Source organism: Marinobacter sp. ATCH36 (assembly GCF_023555055.1).
Lineage (GTDB): Bacteria > Pseudomonadota > Gammaproteobacteria > Pseudomonadales > Oleiphilaceae > Marinobacter.
This window is the reverse complement of sequence record NZ_JAMJPL010000001.1, coordinates 1234654-1251263: the sequence shown is the minus strand read 5'-3', so window position 1 is coordinate 1251263 and position 16610 is coordinate 1234654. Positions and strand designations below refer to the sequence as shown.

The 16610-nt window shown below is 56.7% G+C and carries 16 protein-coding genes, 1 tRNA gene and 1 pseudogene; 7 read left to right on the top strand and 11 right to left on the bottom strand.

Going from position 1 to position 16610, the window contains the following annotated elements; genetic code table 11:
• Positions 1-63 precede the first annotated feature (63 nt).
• The 4 genes from M8010_RS05590 (at position 64) to M8010_RS05575 (ending at position 3852) form a co-directional block, all read left to right on the top strand.
• Positions 64-2247 carry an AsmA family protein gene (locus tag M8010_RS05590; RefSeq protein WP_250089554.1) on the top strand — a complete coding sequence of 728 codons (2184 nt, stop codon included), beginning with the start codon at positions 64-66 and terminating at the stop codon, positions 2245-2247.
• Positions 2244-3308 (top strand): A/G-specific adenine glycosylase, encoded by a 1065-nt coding sequence (gene mutY / locus M8010_RS05585; protein ID WP_250089553.1) that lies wholly within the window; start codon positions 2244-2246, stop codon positions 3306-3308. Before M8010_RS05590 ends, mutY begins: the two co-directional genes overlap by 4 nt.
• Positions 3309-3396: 88 nt before the next feature.
• The gene (locus tag M8010_RS05580; protein ID WP_250089552.1) at positions 3397-3669 is read left to right on the top strand and encodes an oxidative damage protection protein; all 273 of its coding nucleotides are present in this window, start codon (positions 3397-3399) and stop codon (positions 3667-3669) included.
• A 107-nt stretch (positions 3670-3776) separates the two neighbouring features.
• Positions 3777-3852, top strand: a tRNA-Phe gene (locus tag M8010_RS05575).
• Between the two features lie 143 nt (positions 3853-3995).
• On the opposite strand, the gene M8010_RS05570 is transcribed toward M8010_RS05575, so the two are convergent.
• The 4 genes and pseudogenes from M8010_RS05570 to M8010_RS20100 form a co-directional block, all read right to left on the bottom strand.
• Positions 3996-4343, bottom strand: coding sequence for a hypothetical protein (locus M8010_RS05570; protein WP_250089550.1), 348 nt, complete (start codon positions 4341-4343; stop codon positions 3996-3998).
• 57 nt (positions 4344-4400) lie between these two features.
• Positions 4401-4685, bottom strand: a complete 285-nt coding sequence (locus M8010_RS05565; RefSeq protein WP_250089549.1) for a BrnT family toxin — start codon at positions 4683-4685, stop codon at positions 4401-4403.
• A gap of 244 nt (positions 4686-4929) precedes the next feature.
• On the bottom strand, positions 4930-5187 hold the full coding sequence (locus tag M8010_RS05560; RefSeq protein ID WP_250090130.1) for an HNH endonuclease: 258 nt from the start codon (positions 5185-5187) through the stop codon (positions 4930-4932).
• Between the two features lie 554 nt (positions 5188-5741).
• Positions 5742-5906: pseudogene (locus M8010_RS20100) on the bottom strand (NYN domain-containing protein); the annotation flags it as partial.
• A gap of 169 nt (positions 5907-6075) precedes the next feature.
• Here M8010_RS20100 and M8010_RS05550 point away from each other — a divergent pair.
• Together M8010_RS05550 and M8010_RS20095 are read left to right on the top strand one after the other, a co-directional pair.
• A complete protein-coding gene (locus M8010_RS05550) occupies positions 6076-6729 on the top strand; it encodes a DUF4172 domain-containing protein (RefSeq protein ID WP_502846192.1) in 654 nt (217 codons plus the stop codon).
• Positions 6683-6901, top strand: a complete 219-nt coding sequence (locus M8010_RS20095) for a DeoR family transcriptional regulator (protein ID WP_502846191.1) — start codon at positions 6683-6685, stop codon at positions 6899-6901. The genes M8010_RS05550 and M8010_RS20095 overlap by 47 nt, the downstream gene beginning before the upstream one ends.
• Before the next feature lie 111 nt (positions 6902-7012).
• Here the strand turns inward: M8010_RS20095 and M8010_RS05545 are convergent, their stop codons facing one another.
• The 5 genes from M8010_RS05545 to M8010_RS05525 form a co-directional block, all read right to left on the bottom strand.
• Entirely contained in the window at positions 7013-8650 is a 1638-nt protein-coding gene (locus M8010_RS05545) for a BCCT family transporter (protein ID WP_250089548.1), read from the bottom strand.
• Positions 8651-8737: 87 nt separating this feature from the next.
• Positions 8738-9643, bottom strand: coding sequence for a carbamate kinase (gene arcC, locus M8010_RS05540; protein WP_250089546.1), 906 nt, complete (start codon positions 9641-9643; stop codon positions 8738-8740).
• Positions 9644-9658: 15 nt separating this feature from the next.
• The gene (gene argF, locus M8010_RS05535) at positions 9659-10660 is read right to left on the bottom strand and encodes an ornithine carbamoyltransferase (RefSeq protein WP_250089545.1); all 1002 of its coding nucleotides are present in this window, start codon (positions 10658-10660) and stop codon (positions 9659-9661) included.
• 18 nt (positions 10661-10678) lie between these two features.
• Positions 10679-11908 carry an arginine deiminase gene (locus tag M8010_RS05530; protein WP_250089544.1) on the bottom strand — a complete coding sequence of 410 codons (1230 nt, stop codon included), beginning with the start codon at positions 11906-11908 and terminating at the stop codon, positions 10679-10681.
• Between the two features lie 36 nt (positions 11909-11944).
• Positions 11945-13390, bottom strand: a complete 1446-nt coding sequence (locus M8010_RS05525) for a YfcC family protein (RefSeq protein WP_250089543.1) — start codon at positions 13388-13390, stop codon at positions 11945-11947.
• Between the two features lie 201 nt (positions 13391-13591).
• Here M8010_RS05525 and M8010_RS05520 point away from each other — a divergent pair, with 201 nt between their 5' ends.
• Positions 13592-14563, top strand: coding sequence for a calcium/sodium antiporter (locus M8010_RS05520; protein WP_250089542.1), 972 nt, complete (start codon positions 13592-13594; stop codon positions 14561-14563).
• Positions 14564-14587: 24 nt separating this feature from the next.
• Here M8010_RS05520 and M8010_RS05515 read toward each other — a convergent pair whose 3' ends face one another.
• Both M8010_RS05515 and glcF read right to left on the bottom strand, forming a co-directional pair.
• Positions 14588-15034, bottom strand: coding sequence for a DUF4124 domain-containing protein (locus M8010_RS05515; RefSeq protein ID WP_250089540.1), 447 nt, complete (start codon positions 15032-15034; stop codon positions 14588-14590).
• 83 nt (positions 15035-15117) lie between these two features.
• Positions 15118-16326: a glycolate oxidase subunit GlcF gene (gene glcF / locus M8010_RS05510; protein ID WP_250089539.1), complete on the bottom strand. Its 1209-nt coding sequence runs from the start codon at positions 16324-16326 to the stop codon at positions 15118-15120.
• Positions 16327-16610 lie beyond the last annotated feature (284 nt).

The following is a 16610-nucleotide window of genomic DNA, read 5'->3' as shown; positions in this document are numbered from 1 at the left end:
TTATGCTTGGGCTATCAAACTGCCCTGTAACCGGACATGAATTAACGGAAGGACGCCAGAATCATGAAAGCTGTTCGCTATGTGGCATACGCCATTGTCGGCCTGGTCATCCTGGCCATTGCGGCCGTAGCTGTCGCCATTGCTGTCATTGATCCCAACACCTACAAGCCACAGATCGAAAAAGTGGTTGAGGACACCACCAACCTCGACCTGATTCTTGCAGGCGATATTGGCTGGTCTTTCATTCCTCTGGGGCTGGAGCTCAATGACGTTGAAGCAACCCTGGAAGACGAGCGCCTTGTTCGCCTTGACCAGCTGGTGGCACAAGTCAGCTTCTGGTCGCTCGTGACCATGTCACCCCGAGTCGACACCTTTGTGCTGAACGGCCTGGACGCCAACCTGTCTGTTGACGAGGATGGCACCGGCAACTGGACACTGATCATGCCCGAAGGCGAAGCCGAGACAGAACAGCAACAGGAAGAGCCTGCGCAAGAGGATACTGCAGAGGAAAGCACCGGTGACAGCGAACCACTGAACTTCAATGTGGAAAGCGTGGAAATCGGCAACGCCCGGATTCACTACGAGGACAAGGGCACCGGCCAGGCTTTCACCCTGGAAGACTTCACCGTCAGCGCCAGCGAAATCACCCTGGGTTCCAGCTTCCCGCTGAACGTGGCTTTCCGCTTTGCCACCAATCAGCCCGAATTTGAGGTAGAGGGCGATATCAGCGCTCGCCTGGCGGCCAACGAAGCGTTGAACGAATTTGGCGTTTCCGATCTCAAGGCTGTCTTTGACATGAACGGTGAACCATTGGGTGGAGAATCCGTTCGTGCCGAGCTTGCCGGCTCGCTGGAAGCCAACCTGGAGAACGAAACCGCTACCCTCAGTGGCTTCACCGCGAGCCTGGCTGACTTGACGCTGAATACTGACCTGTCTGTAAACGGTTTCGGCGACCAGCCCAAACTTGAAGGCAGCCTGAGCATTGATGAGTTCTCCCTGAAAGCCCTGCTTGCCGCCTTGGGCCAACCAGCCATCGAAACCGAGGATCCGGACGTGATGAAGTCCGTCGCGTTCTCCACCAACATTGGTGGTCCCGCAGGGACCGTGGAGCTCAGTGACCTGGCAATCACCCTGGACGACACCACGTTCACAGGGAACGCCAGTTATGGTTTTGCCAACAGTGCCATCGGCCTGAAACTGCAGGGTGACGCCATCAATGCCGACCGCTACCTCCCGCCCGCAAGCGATGAGGAAGCTGCCACTCAGGAAGCACCACAAGGAGGCGGCTCGGCGGAAGAAGGCGACCTGCTGCCACTGGAGACCATTCGGTCGCTGGTACTGGATATCAACCTTGGGCTGGGTGAGTTGATTGTCAGCAACCTCACTATCAATGAGATCAAGTCTGTCATCACCGCACGCAATGGTGTGCTGAAAGTAGAGGACTTCAGCGGCCAACTCTATTACGGCTCGTTTGCCTCCAATATCACCCTCGATGCCCGCTCTGATAACCCACAATGGACCATTAACAAGGACGTCAGCAATGTGCAGACACTGCCCCTGCTGTCAGACCTGGCCGATATGGACATGCTGTCCGGCGCCGCGAATATGGATGTGAACGTTAAAACCACCGGCAACCGCATCTCTGCCCTGCGCGAAAACGCCAACGGCGAAATCAACTTCAACCTGGCCGAGGGCGAGTTCACCCGGATGAACCTGACCCGAATGGCCTGCCAGGGAATAGCCTTGGTGAACCAGGAACAACTGGGCACCTCTGACTGGGGCACCAGCACCCCCTTCAACGATATGAAGGGCACCCTCAAGATCGACGGCAACACTCTGAACAACACCGACCTGGTTGCTGCTCTCGCCGGCATGAGGCTGGAGGGTGATGGCACCGTGGACCTGGCGGTATCCGAGCTGGACTACGAAATCGGTCTGCGCGTAGTGGGTGAGATCCATCGAGACGAAGCCTGCCGTGTGACCGAGTACGTGGAAGACGTAGTCATTCCCGTTGAGTGCCGTGGCAACTTCAGTGAGGATCCGGCCGGCCTGTGCTCCTTCGACGGTTCCCGCTTCCGCGACACCCTGAAAACCATTGCTGCCAACGCTGCCCGCAAGAAAGTCAGCGAGGAAACCGACCGGGCAAAAGAAAAAGCCGCAGAAAAGGCAAGTGAAGAAATTGACAAGCGTCTGGGCGAAGACGGCGAAAAGGTCAAAGACGCGCTCAAAGGCATTTTCGGTCGATGAGCGACGGTTTTGCCCATAAGCTTCTGGCCTGGTACGACGAAAACGGCAGGCACACCCTGCCCTGGCACCATGACCGAAACCCATACCGCGTGTGGGTTTCGGAAATCATGCTGCAGCAGACCCAGGTCACCACTGTCATTCCCTATTTCGAAGCCTTCATGCAGCGCTTTCCGGACGTGAAAGCGCTGGCTATGGCGCCGGTGGACGATGTGCTCAGCCACTGGTCCGGCCTTGGTTACTATGCCCGCGCCCGCAACCTGCAAAAGGCTGCTCAGCAAGTCGTCGAGGAACACGGCGGGGAATTTCCCAGAGACCAGGAGCAACTGCAGGCCCTGCCCGGCATTGGTCGATCCACCGCAGCCGCCATTCTAGCCCAGGCGTACCAGCAGCGAGCGGCAATCCTGGATGGCAATGTAAAGCGTGTTCTGGCGCGCTACCACGCCATAGCCGGCTGGCCCGGCAAAACCGCCGTACTGAACCAGTTGTGGGAGCGTGCCGAAGAGCACACGCCCGACGAACGCATCCGCGACTACACCCAGGCCATCATGGACCTGGGCGCTATGGTGTGCACCCGCAGCCGCCCGGCCTGCGACAGCTGCCCGCTGCAATCCGGGTGCGAGGCCTACGCCACAGGCGAAGCCAGCCTCTACCCGGGCTCCAAACCAAAAAAGGCCAAGCCCGAGAAAACCACCTGGATGGTGATACTGGAAGATCACCGGGGGCGCATCCTGCTGGAGCGCAGACCACCGAGCGGCATCTGGGGTGGGTTATGGAGCCTGCCCGAGCTGGACCCCGCCTACAGCCCTGAAGAACTGGCTGACGCCTGTGAACAGGCCTTCGGCTTTAACTGCAGCGAGCCGGAAATCACCGCCGGTTTCCGCCACACCTTCAGCCACTACCACCTGCACATTCAGCCCGCACGCCTGACTGTTCAAAACTCCACGCGAATCAATGACGCAGACAACCACCAATGGATTCACCGGGACGAAGCCCTGGCCCTGGGTTTGCCTGCGCCGATACGCACATTGCTGACCTCGCCGGAACAGACGGTCCTGCTCTGAACCGACCTGGCGTCCATCAATGTCATTGCGTTCTGATCTGTTATCATCCGTGCAGATTCTGCAAGATCATCTTCCAACAGGAGCAGACATGAGCCGCACCGTATTCTGTCGTAAATACCAGGAAGAGCTCGAAGGCCTGGAGTTCCCGCCGATGCCGGGTAAAAAAGGCGAAGACCTCTACGAGAACATCAGCAAGAAAGCCTGGGAAGAATGGCAGGCCCAGCAAACCATGCTGATCAACGAAAAGCATCTGAGCCTGATGGACCCCAACACCCGCAAGTACCTGCAGGCACAAATGGAACGCTTCTTTAATAACGAGCCATTCGACAAAGCCGAAGGGTACGTGCCGCCAGAGAAGTAAGCGCACCCAACTTGTGGAAGCGCCTATTAAAATTTTCCCGGAACGGCCTTGACTCAAGCAACCTAAACCGGTTTAATAGCGCCCCGTTGCACGCAGCACCGCAACGCGCCCGGATAGCTCAGTTGGTAGAGCAGGGGATTGAAAATCCCCGTGTCGGTGGTTCGATTCCGCCTCCGGGCACCATTAAGAATTCTGACAAAGTCCGCCTTGTGCGGGCTTTGTTGTTTTTGGTGTCCACCGAATGTCCATAAGTAGGTCCTAGACTAGTGGGTAGTCGATTACGTTGTAGCGACCGCACATAACTCCCCCTAGCCGTTAGTTCACGATCAACCGTAAGCCCTTTTGTTATCTCCGTTATCAGGATCATGGTGATTGTCGTCATCCTGGACACGCATGTCATCAGATTTCTCACGCAGAATCCGGCGCTTTTCTGAATCCGCAAACCGCTTGAGCACCTGGCGAATGAGGGGCTGATAACCAATGCCGTTGATTTCAGCAATCATCTTGAAGTCCTCAATGAGAGACTTTTGCAGACGAATGGAAATCGGCTGCAAGCCAGCTGCTTCATCCAATGCTGCGTCATCTACGTTTTTTGATACGCGAACGAACTCTTCTTCCCGTCCCAGGGAACCGTCTTCCCAGGCTTCCGGGGTACCTTCAATTTTCTTTACCATTTTACGTCTCCCCGTCGCTTTTCGTTCTTTTCGTTCTGTCTCTGCGACTTGTCTCAATTAAAATCCGTGTTTGGTATAGATACGTTCTTCTACTGGGTTTGGGCTGTAAGCCGTTTTCAGCAGTATGTCCCCATTCTTGAGGACAAAAACTATCTTGAGGCGCCGACCATAGTCCGTTTCAGCAATGAACCACTGAGTTGGAGGATCTGTTTTGTGCTCTTCCCGAGTGTCTTCCAGAAGGCGACCCTCTCTATTTGCAAAACACTGCTGGACTTCCTCCGGGCTAACACCGTGTTTTTCAGCCAGCTTCTGCTTCACTGCAGATGAATATTTCAGCGCCATCGTGTTCCTCACCGATTTTGTATATACAAAGTATATACCTAAGATAAATTAGAACCAACCGGGCTAAATGTCAACGAAGTGTCCACGGGGCTGGGTTTTTGTGTGGTTCCCTGTGGAACTGGGTTTTCGGAAGTCTCTGTTTTTCCGAGAATTGTGTTTACTGTGTAGCGTTGAAAGGATGCGGCGTCGGGTTCAATTCCCACAGCCCCCGATGAACCGGCTGGACACGGCTTCTGAGCCTCTTCTACAACAAATGACTATTCCAAGCCCCCCTTTCCAAGCGTTTCTGAACTAGGTTCACGTATTCAGAGGGGCCAGGTGGATTCTTTCTTTTATGCCTGCCCTGATTGCAGAACAAACACGCCGCGACAATGTTCTTATCGGATGCAGAACCGCCTTCGCTGTGTGCAACCAGATGTTCACCGGTGCATTGGAAGAACCTAGCACGGGCAAGCGAAATGCCATGCTTGCGTGCGTACTGCCCAATATTGTTTTGCCACATCGGTTTCTTGCAGTAGTAGCACATACCCTTCTGGCGTGAAAAGGCTGCGGAGCGAGGCTTTTTAAGGTTGGATCTTTTTTTGGGCACAACGTATTCCGGCTCAAGAACGGTTCCCCACACTCCGCAAACGCGAAAATGAAGGAACCAGCCGAAATACTTCGAACTGGCAGGTTACAGGCAATCGAAAATCATTCGAGCTGCCCGAAGAGTACTATTACAAGATAAGGAGATTTGATTGCCATGTAAACAGAAGGTGTCAACAAATTGTCCACGCGTTTGAGGTTTTCTGTGGGTTTCCGTGGCCTTTTAATTTCGTAACCTATTGATTATGCAGGACTGTGTCCCAGTGAGGTGCTTGTGATATGGATTGAAAATCCCCGTGTCGGTGGTTCGATTCCGCCTCCGGGCACCATCAGATTCAATGACTTAGCCCGCCTTGTGCGGGCTTTGTTGTTTCTGGTGTCCTACTGTTGATCACGGGCTTGTAGGCCCGATACCTCTGGTCGTCCTGGGTTTGCTCCCAGGCCCTTCTTAACAACACTACTACCTCGGGGTCTTTTCTCGCCGAATCCGAACACATATATCTCGGACTCCCTCAGTCGTGAGGCAAGTTTGGTGAAATCACTGTCACTAGAGACCAGGGCGAACGCGTCTAACTTCGAGGGATAGAGCAGATCCTTCGCGTCAACGATCATCGATGCATCAATGGCGTTCTTGCCTTATCGGCATCGATTAAAACGGCGATTTTCTTGTGTTGTTCAAGGCCGGCAACTACCAATGGGACAATCATGGGACTCTATTCAGGAAAACGCTACATGACTGGCCTCTGAGCCGAATATCACCCATAATCGGCTCATTATCTGATCCAAAAAGCGGTTTATTCGGCTCATGTATATCTGGGAACAAGAAAACTGGCCCCACTTTCATTGGGAGGAGGCAACGCTCCGGCCCAAGCTGGACTCTGTGCGCCTGCTTCAGGGCCGCCTATTGGGCCGTACGGAGACCGCACCTGAGCAGGCCGACCTGGAGGTGGAGATGGACGCTCTGATCCAGAACGCCATCCGCACCAGCGAGATTGAAGGCGAGCATCTGGATGTAGGCTCGGTGCGTTCTTCCGTTGCCCGGCAACTTGGCCTGGAACGCGCAGGTGTATCCGGCAGACCAACACCGGAATCTGATTCGCTGGTTGAGCTATTGTTTGAGGCCACCCATCAGCCGGATGAGCCTCTGTCCCGCAAGCGGCTGTGCCAATGGCAAGCCATGCTCTTTCCGGAGGGCTCTGGCCTGCTGTCCCGGGTCCGTGTCGGTGATTTGCGGGGAGACGAGCCGATGCAGGTGGTGTCGGGACGACTGGACACACCAAAGGTTCACTTTGAGGCGCCGCCCCGGGCTTGCCTGGTTTCTGGACACACTGGAAGAAGCACTGGAACGGGCTCTTTCGAGAGTCGACCGGGTATTGGTCAAAACGAAGTTCTGGCAACGTTACGCGACAACGGTGCTGAACGAAAGGCAGGTCAAGGTTCTGAATCGGTTGCTGAATAAAGCGGGGGAAGAATTTAACCAGGGCATCAATGCTCGAAAGTATCAGTCTCTGACCAAAGTCAGTAAGGCCACAGCAACAAGGGATCTGGCAGAGCTTCAGGAGAAAGGCTGCCTTCGCAGGTTACCTGGTGGTGGCCGTAGCACCCGATATGCGCTGGACTGGGAAGATTAGACAGTACAAACCGAAGACTTCCGCAAAACTACCCATCACACGCACTTCTGAACCAGACCGGTGTCTTTTTTCTTCGAATCCGACTACGAATGGACTCCCTCAGTCGTGAGGTCAGGTTCTGTCCTCCGGCATTGCCTCATTCTCGCCGTACTCGATCTCTGGCTCAATGAGGCCCGCTTCCGCCAGTTGTTCGGCTTTTGCTCTGTCGTGCTCTTCCAGTAACTGCATCATGCGACCACGGGTAATCGCCTCGTGGAGCTCTAGCTGGCGCTGTTCATTGCGCAGCGATCTGAGCAGGGAGACGGCCATGAAGATCATCAGCACCATGAACGGGAACGCTGCCAGAATGGAAATCGTCTGTAGCGCGGCCAGGCCGCCACTGATCAGGAGTACCCCGGCAACCAGTACCTGAACCAGCCCCCAGGTGACTCGCAACCAGCGTTTGGGTGTAAGCGTGCCTTTACTGGTAAACATTCCCAGAACAAAGGTGGCGGAGTTGGCAGAGGTGATGACGAACAGAACGATTAACACCAGCATCAGGGCGCTGATGATGGAGGTTCCTGGCAGGAAGTCCAGGGTGGCAAAGAGAGCGGAACTCATCTCCCGGGTAACGGCCTCACCAAGGGCCGCCCCTTCAAACAATTCGAAATAGAGCGCCGAGCCGCCAAAGGTGGAAAACCAGAAGATGCTCAACAGCACCGGTGTGCCGATCACTCCGAAGACAAACTCGCGAATGGTTCTACCGCGGGAGATACGCGCGATGAAACTACCCACAAACGGTGCCCAGGATAATCCCCAGGCCCAGTAGAAAATGGTCCAGCGCTCAACCCAGTCATCGCCGGTGTAAGGCGTCATCACCAGGCTCATGCCCATCATATTGGCGAAATAGTCACCGATGGCGTTGGTCATGGCAGCGGTAATGAAGTCGGTGGGACCGAAAAAGAATACGAATGCCAGCAGGAACGCTGCCAGCACCATGTTTGCATCACTGACGTAACGCACGCCACTTTCCAGCGGAGCAAGGGCGCAGAGCAGGAAAACCACTGCTATGGCCGCCAGAATATACAGTTGCTGATTGGCGCCAAAGCCGATATCGCTCACCGACACCAGCCCGCTGTTGATCTGTATTACCCCGAGCCCGAGCGTGGTTGCTACGCCAAATACGGTAGAAATGACGGCCAGGGTATTGATGCTATGGCCAATGCTGCCGTCTACGCGGTGACCGATGGAAGAGCGGAAGGTCTCGCTGATCAGCCCCGGGCGTTGCATACGAAAGCGCACGTAGGCAATAGCAAGCCCCACCACTGCGAAGTTGGCCCACTGATGAAAACCCCAATGGAACAGGGAATAGCGCATGGCAAGACTGGCAGCGTGAGGACTTTCAGGCTCGGCGTTGCCGAACGGGGGTGCCATGAAGTGGCTCATGGGTTCCGCTACCGCCCAGAATACAAGGCCCACCCCCATACCGGAGGAAAAGATCATGCCCAGCCAGGTAAGATAGGGGAACTCCGGTGCCTCACCGTCCGCGCCCAGGCGAATGTGGCCATAGTCACTGGCGGCTACGGCAATACAGAACACCAGAAAACCCGTGGTGGCGAACAGATAGAGCCAGCCGAAATGCACCGTAGTGAATTCAAGGCCGGTATCGGCCCAACTGGCAAGCTGTTCGGGGAGGAGAATCCCTGCGCCGACAAAAATGGCCAGCAGTAAAATCGAGGTGTAAAAAACCCAGCCTGGGCGATTATTCATGCTCAGGATATCCATGGTTCGGTCAGTTTAATAGCAGAGATCCAAGGACGGCATTCAGTCTACGACGAGTACCTTCCCCCTGACACCCTAGCTTACAACACTTGTTCCCGCCCTGCGCTCAAGAATCGCCAGCGCATCCTCCAGCTTACCAATTCCACTAATGCCTCCGCTTTCCGCAAAATTACCTGCTGCAGCCATTTTGGGCCCCATGGAGCCGGCTGGCAGATCCAGCTTGCGGGCTTCATCGAGGGTCAACTGATGGATTGGTGCGGCAGTATCCTTGCCGAAATCGCGGTAGATGGCGTCTACATCTGTGAGAAGCAGCAGGGCATCAGCACCCAGTTGGCTGGCCAGCAGCGCGCTGGCGGCGTCCTTGTCGATCACGGCTTCCACTCCGACCATGCTGCCATCATCCCGGCGAAGAATGGGGATGCCACCCCCTCCGGCGCAAATCACCACGACGCCCTGCTCCAGCAGCAGTTTGAGAACCCTCATATCAGGAATTTCCAGGGGTTTTGGCGAGGGCACTACCCGCCGCCACTTGTCGCCATCCTGGGCGATATGCCAACCGGCGGCTTCAGCCTTGGTCTCGGCCTCCTTCTTGTCATACACCGGCCCGACAAATTTCGTGGGTTTTTTGAAGGCAGGGTCGTCTTTATCCACCAGAACCTGGGTCAGCAATGTTGCTACGGGCCGATCGTGATCCAGAGCGTTTTCCAGTTCCTGCTCGATGATATAACCGATCATGCCTTCGGTTTCGGCGCCCAGTACGTCCAGTGGGTAGGCTTCGTCCGGCTTGTAGGCGGCGCCCTGAAGCGCCAGCAAACCTACTTGCGGGCCATTGCCATGGGTGACAACCAGTTGGTGACCGGCCCGGACGATTTCGGCCAGTGATTCAGCGGCAATTTTCACGTTTGCGCGCTGTGCCTGAGCTGTCAGGGGTTCACCGCGCCGCAACAGGGCGTTGCCCCCGAGTGCTGCTACCACGAGCATGTCATCCTCCTTATGTCAGCTTCCCAGCGTGGCGACAAGCACCGCCTTGATGGTGTGCATCCGGTTCTCCGCCTGATCAAACACAATAGAGGCGGGGCTTTCAAAGACGTCTTCGGTCACTTCCATGGCGTCAATGCCGAACTCTGCCTGCATCTCTTTGCCAACGGTGGTTTCGGTGTTGTGAAACGCCGGCAGACAGTGCATGAACCTGGCGCGGGGATTTCCAGTTTTCTCCATCAGGGCAGCGTTAACCTGGTAGGGCTGCAACAGTTTGATCCGTTCCGCCCATTTTTCCTTGGGCTCGCCCATGGACACCCATACGTCGGTGTAGACAAAATCCACGCCTGACACGGCGGCGCCTGTGTCTTCAGTGATCATGATCCGTGCACCGGTTTCACTGGCAATGGACTCGGCTTCCTGTTGAATTGCCTCGCTGGGCCAGCAGGCCTTTGGGGCGCACAGACGCACATCCATACCCATCTTGGCACCGCCGATCAGCAGGCTGTCCCCCATGTTGTTGGCGGCGTCCCCGATAAATACAAACGCAACATCCCTCAGTGGCTTCTCCACGTTTTCCTGCATGGTCAGAAAGTCAGCCAGTATCTGAGTGGGATGGAACTCATTGGTCAGCCCGTTGTAAACGGGCACACCGGCATACTTTGCCAACTCCTCAACAATTGCCTGGCCAAAGCCCCGATACTCGATGGCGTCGTATACACGCCCCAGCACTCGGGCAGTGTCCTTCACCGACTCCTTGTGGCCGATATGAGTGCCCGTCGGGCCCAGGTAGGTTACCCGGGCGCCCTGATCAAATGCGGCGACTTCAAATCCCACCCGGGTTCGGGTGGAGTTCTTTTCGAAGATCAGCGCGATGTCTTTGCCCTGTAACTGCGGTACTTCGGTGCCTGCGTATTTGGCAGTTTTCAGGTCGGCAGAGAGCTTGAGCAGAAAACTGATTTCCCGTGGGGTGAAATCCCTCAGGGTCAGGAAATGACGGTTCTTGAGATTAAAAGCCATAGCGTTGCTCCTTGCTTGTCAGACAGCGTCTCGTATGGTCGGGCAACTCATGCAGCGCCCTCCGCCCCGGCCACGGCCCAGTTCGGCACCGGGGATGGCCAGCACTTCAATGCCAGCAGCTTCCAGGGCGGCGTTGGTGTCGTCATTGCGGTCGTAGCCAATAACCACGCCCGGGCTTAATGCCAGCACGTTATTGCCATCGTTCCACTGCTCACGCTCCCTTTCTGCTGGTGTGTCGCCGCCTGTTGCAACCACTTCCAGCGAGTCATAGCCAAGTACATCCGCCACCACATCAAACAGAGGCCGCGGGTCCTGCTGAAACGACAGGTGCTTGCCGTCCTTTCCCGGACGCAGGTCGTAACAGACCATTTCGTCAGCCACTTCCTTGAAGCTGGTTACTACATTGCCGCCACAGAAGGTGAACACGGTATCCAGGTGCATGGCGGAACGGGTTTTGGGAATCTGGCAGGCGACCACCCGCTCTGCGGTGCCGTTGGCAAACAGCGCCCGGGCCAACTGGCCGATAGCCTGGGGAGAAGAGCGTTCACCCATTCCCACCAGCACCGCACCATTACCCACCGGCATGATGTCGCCGCCTTCCAGGGTGGCCAGGGCATGATCTTCTAGGGGGTCACCCCAATGCACGTTGACCTTGCCGGCGAACTTCGGATGGAACCGGTAGATCGCGCTCATCAGCAGGGTTTCCGGTTTGCGCGCCGCCCAGTACATCGGGTTCAGGGTGACGCCGCCATAGATCCAGGCACTGTTGTCGCGGGTGAAAAGGAAGTTTGGCAGCGGCGGCAACACAAACCCATAGGGCCCCAGATGATTGCCAAACAGCCCTGTCGGGTCGAAAGGCAGGTCGCCTACCTCAAGACCTCCGATGAGGAATTCCGCCAGAGTCTGGCCCGGCAGTTCGTCCATCCAGGCACGGAGATCAGACACCATGCCCACACCGATGTGGTTCCAGGTAATCCGGTTGTCCAGAATCCAGGCCCGTGCATCGGGAATGTCCAGGGTTTCCGCCAGCAGTTCGTTGACGTCAAGCACATCAACGCCACGTTCCCGCATCAGCCCGGCGAATACGTCGTGGTCTTTCTGGGCCTGCTTGACCCAGAACACGTCGTCAAACAACAGGGCATCGCAGTTGGAGGGTGTCAGCCGCCTATGGGCAAGCCCCGGACGGCAGACAATCACCTGCCGCAGGGTGCCGGTTTCGGAGTGGACACCAAGGGTGTGTTCAGTCATCTCGCATTCTCCTTTGCCTGGGGTTAATTGAAGGGCTTACAGAAACGCGCCGATACTGATCACCACAGTGATGAATACGGTGAGGATCAGTAACAGGGGCCAGATAAACGCCAGCCAGCGGTCGTAGGAAACACGGCCGATGGCCAGGCCGCCAACCACCACGGCAAAGGTCGGATTAATCAGGTTAACCAGGCCATTGGCTGACTGGAAGGCCGTAACCACCAGATCACGCCCCACGTTGGCAAAGTCCGCCAGTGGCGCAAGGATCGGCATCGACAGCACGGCAAGGCCGGATGACGACGGCACGAAGAAACTCATACCCACTTCGATCCAGAACATCAGGTTGATAAACGCCAGCTCCGGCAGTCCTCCCAGGGTGGTTTCGGCACTGTGCAGGATAGTGTCGGCAATCATGCCTTGCTCCATGATCACCACAATGCCCCGGGCCAGCCCAACGACCAGGGCCACACCGAGCAGATCACGGGCACCGTCCACAAAACTGCTGGTCAGTTTTTTCTCACCCAGCCGGGCGATAAGGCCAATCACGATAGCGGAACCAAAGAAGAGCGCGCCCATTCTGGCCATCCACCATCCCTGCGACGAAACACCCCAGATCATGACAATGAAGGTAAGCGCGAAAATGATCAGGGCAATTTTCTGGGTACCCGTGAGCTCGAAATCTTCCAGCTCATCGTGCCCCTGGAGGAACAGCTTGCGGTGAGCTTCTCTCTGTTTGGCGACCACGGAGCGGGATGGATCCGCCTTTACCCGCTGGGCATAACGCATAACATACGCAGCACAAATGACAAGGCCACCCAAAAGCAGCACAAACCTGAGAACGATGCCATCAGTAAAGGGAATATTGGCGGCATTGGCAGCAATAACCGTTGCAAAAGGGTTGATGGTAGAGCCCAGCACACCGATACCAGCACCCACGAGAATGACCGCTACCCCCGTAACGGCGTCATACCCCGCCGAAATAATCACCGGAATAAGAATGGCATAGAAAGCCAGGGTCTCCTCTGCCATGCCGTAGGTTGTGCCCCCGAGCGCAAACAGCGTCATGAGTATCGGAATCATCCATATCTCCCGCCCCTCCAGCCGGTGCATGGCACTGCGGATGCCGGTATCGATGGCGCCGGTGGCGTTCATTACCCCCAGAAAACCGCCGAGAAACAGCACGAACAGGGCCACATCAATGGCATTGGCTGCGTAGCTGTCCGGGTCGTAGAAGCCCGCCGTGGGCGCCAGCATCACATCAACGAAGCCCTGGGGATTAGGGTCGACGGTTTCATAGGTGCCCGGCACCGCAACTTCACGACCGACTTCTTCATTCATGGAGCGTTCATACTGCCCTGCCGGTATAATCCAGGTCAGCGCGGCTACCAGAATGATAAGCAGGAACAGGATGGTATAAGCTGTGGGAAATCGTGTTGCCAGATCTTCTTCAGGATTCGAGGAAGAGGTCTTTTCATCAGTCACGTGGCGTCTCCTTTGCACAGTGGCTTGCTGACGGTGCAGCCCATCGTTCTGAGTATGGACCTCACGACCTGTACAAATCCTGATCAGGGTCAAGTCTGACGCAGTCGCCGGATACCCGTATAAGCCCTGAGATCACAAAGCACAGTTTCAGCTCTAATATCCGCTTCGCTGTTTTCAGCCTCTTTCAAACAAGGAACATCTATGCTGCTTTCGTTTCTGGCTATTGCTTTCGGCCTTGTGCTTCTGGTCTGGAGTGCTGGCAGGTTTGTCGAGGGTTCCGCTGCAACCGCCGGGTATTTTGGTATGCCGCCGTTGCTGATCGGCATGGTCGTGGTTGGCTTCGGCACATCGGCGCCCGAGATGGTGGTGTCGGCATTGGCGGCCACGCAGGGCAACCCGGGGCTGGCACTGGGAAACGCCTACGGCTCGAACATCACTAACATTGCCCTGATCCTTGGTATCACAGCATTGATCAGCCCGATTGCGGTTCACTCCCAGGTGATGCGCAAGGAACTGCCAATTCTTACGGCGGTGACGGCCCTGGCCGCCTGGCAGGTATGGGACGGTGAGCTGACGTTTATCGACGCGCTGGTGCTACTGGGCGTGTTTTTCATGCTGATAGCCTGGTCCATTCGCCAGGGCATGACCCAGAAGTCCGACGCCCTCGGTGCCGAGATTGCAGAGGAAATGAGCCACCGTTCCATGCCGCTTCGCAACGCGGTGATGTGGTTGATTGCAGGCCTGCTGGTCCTGATTGTCAGCTCGCGCATCCTGGTGTGGGGTGCGGTAGAGATTGCCCACGGCTTTGGGGTGAGTGACCTGATCATCGGGCTGACGATTGTGGCTGTGGGTACGTCCCTGCCAGAACTGGCGTCTTCGGTGATTGCAGCCCGCAAGGGTGAACATGACATTGCCCTCGGCAACATTCTGGGCTCCAACCTGTTCAACACCCTGGCCGTGGTGGGTATTGCCGGCACCATCAGCCCGATGGCGGTAGCACCAGAAGTGTTCTACCGGGATATCGCGGTGATGTCTGCGCTGACATTGTCACTGTTCATACTCGGCTATGGTTTCCGCGGCCCGGGGCGAATCAACCGGGTTGAGGGTGGCTTGCAGCTGGCCTGCTTCGTTGGCTACACCACCTACCTGATATCAACCACCTTTAGCACGTAAGACCCTCAAACCACCCGGGACAGCTCAGCCGAGGATACACTCCCGCGACAATCTCTGGCTGACTTCCCGGCGCTGACGTCGCAGCCGGTTACCCTGGTCGGTGGAGTAGCCGGCCCGCAACTTCTGCTGGATGCGCTCGAGCCGCTCACGGTATCCGGCACACCGGGCATTTTTGCGCTCGAGCTCGCGGGCCTTCTGCTCCACGGAAGCTTTTCGTTTGCTGCCATCGTTGGCTTCCAGGCTGCGACTGACCTGGCGGTTGATGGTGGTGACCCTCTTGCCCCGCGTAATGTTCTCCCTCATGGGAATCAAAGAGGGGCGCCTGAGCTCCACCTGCTCGTGTTCGCGTTCACTGGGTTTGATGTCGGTGAAATGAGCAACACCCTGATCGTCAATCCAGGTGTACATTTCGGCTGCTGAAACGGCGGGGATAAAAAGCACTACAAATACTGCGGCCTGCCTCCATGGCATTGTTTTCCACTCCCTGTGGTTTTGTTTGATAGCAGCGACAGTATAAACAAAACCACAGGCCAGTGAGAGGCCCAGGCCACAGATCAGGCGTCCAGCAATTCAATCCAGTGCTGAACCGGTACTTTCGCCCTGGTTTCCAGGTGCATCTGGCAACCAATGTTGGCGGTGACAATCCTGTCCGGATTATCCACGGTCAGGGCCTTGAGCTTATTCAGCAGCAGGCGCTGGCTGAGTTCCGGCTGAAGAATGGAGTAGGTACCGGCAGAACCGCAACACAAGTGCTTTTCTTTGGTTTCCGCCAGTTCTATACCGGCCTTGCGCAACACCTGGTCCACTACGCCGCTTTGCTGCATGGCATGCTGAAGGGTGCAGGGGCAGTGGAACGCAACCTTTCCGGTGGTTTTGGGGACGTTCAATTTTTCCAGATCCTGTTTGAGCAGGAAGGCACCCAGGTCGACACTCATGTCGCTGACTTTCCGCGCCTTGACGGCATAGACCGGATCGTCCCGCAGCAGGTGGCCGTATTCCTGAACCATGGCGCCGCAGCCCGAGGCCGTCATGACGATGGCTTCGGCGCCGGCCTCGATGGCGGGCCACCAGGCGTCGATGTTGCGGCGCATGGCTTCCAGGGCTTTTTCGTGTTCAGACAGGTGATGATTCACGGCGCCGCAACAGCCGGCTTCAGGCGCTTCCACCATGCTGATACCAAGTCTGTCGAGCACCCGGGCAGCGGCGGCGTTGGTGTTCGGCGTGGCGGATGGCTGAACGCAACCGGCCAGGGCAAGCACAATGCGTTCGTGGCTTGCTGTCGGCCAGGGGCTGGCCTGTTTTCTGGGTGGCACCTTGGTACGCAGTTTTCCTGGCAGTACCGGGCGAAAGAGCTGGCCCATACGCAGCAGCAGGCCAAACAACCGCCGATTGGGAAGTACGCGGGCCAGTGACCAGCGCATCCACCTTTGCTGGGGTGGCCGGGGCATTTCCTGTTCCATCAGGCCACGGCTGATGTCGATCAGGCGGCCATACTTGACGCCGGAGGGACAGGTGGTTTCGCAGCTGCGGCAGGTGAGGCAGCGGTCGAGGTGTTCGCGGGATTTTTCGGTGACTTCTTCGCCTTCCAGGAACATTTTCATCAGGTAGATGCGGCCGCGGGGGCCATCGCGTTCGTCGTTCAGTTCCTGGTACGTCGGGCAGGTAGCGGTGCAGAAGCCGCAGTGTACGCAGGCTCGCAGGATGGACTCGGCTTCCTGGCCTTCTGCTGTGTTGGCGAATTGCTGTACTAGATTGGTTTGCATGGGTTACCTGCTATTAAACTCGGTGCTTTAGCGAGCGGGTAGGGGTACCTGAAATACGCTCAAGCCCTCCATGGGCGCTTGGGCTCCGCCATCCATGGCTCCGCACAATTTCAGATACCCCTACCCCGCTCGCTTTCAAATTTTGTGCTGGCCGCCTGACTGGAGTTTCGACGCGGAGCGGCTGGGACACCCCTTCCGAAACTGTGCGTAGCCATGGATGGCGGAGCTCAAGCGTCACAGGGATGTGCCGAAGGAGCGTGTTTCGGAAGGGGTGTCCCAGCCGC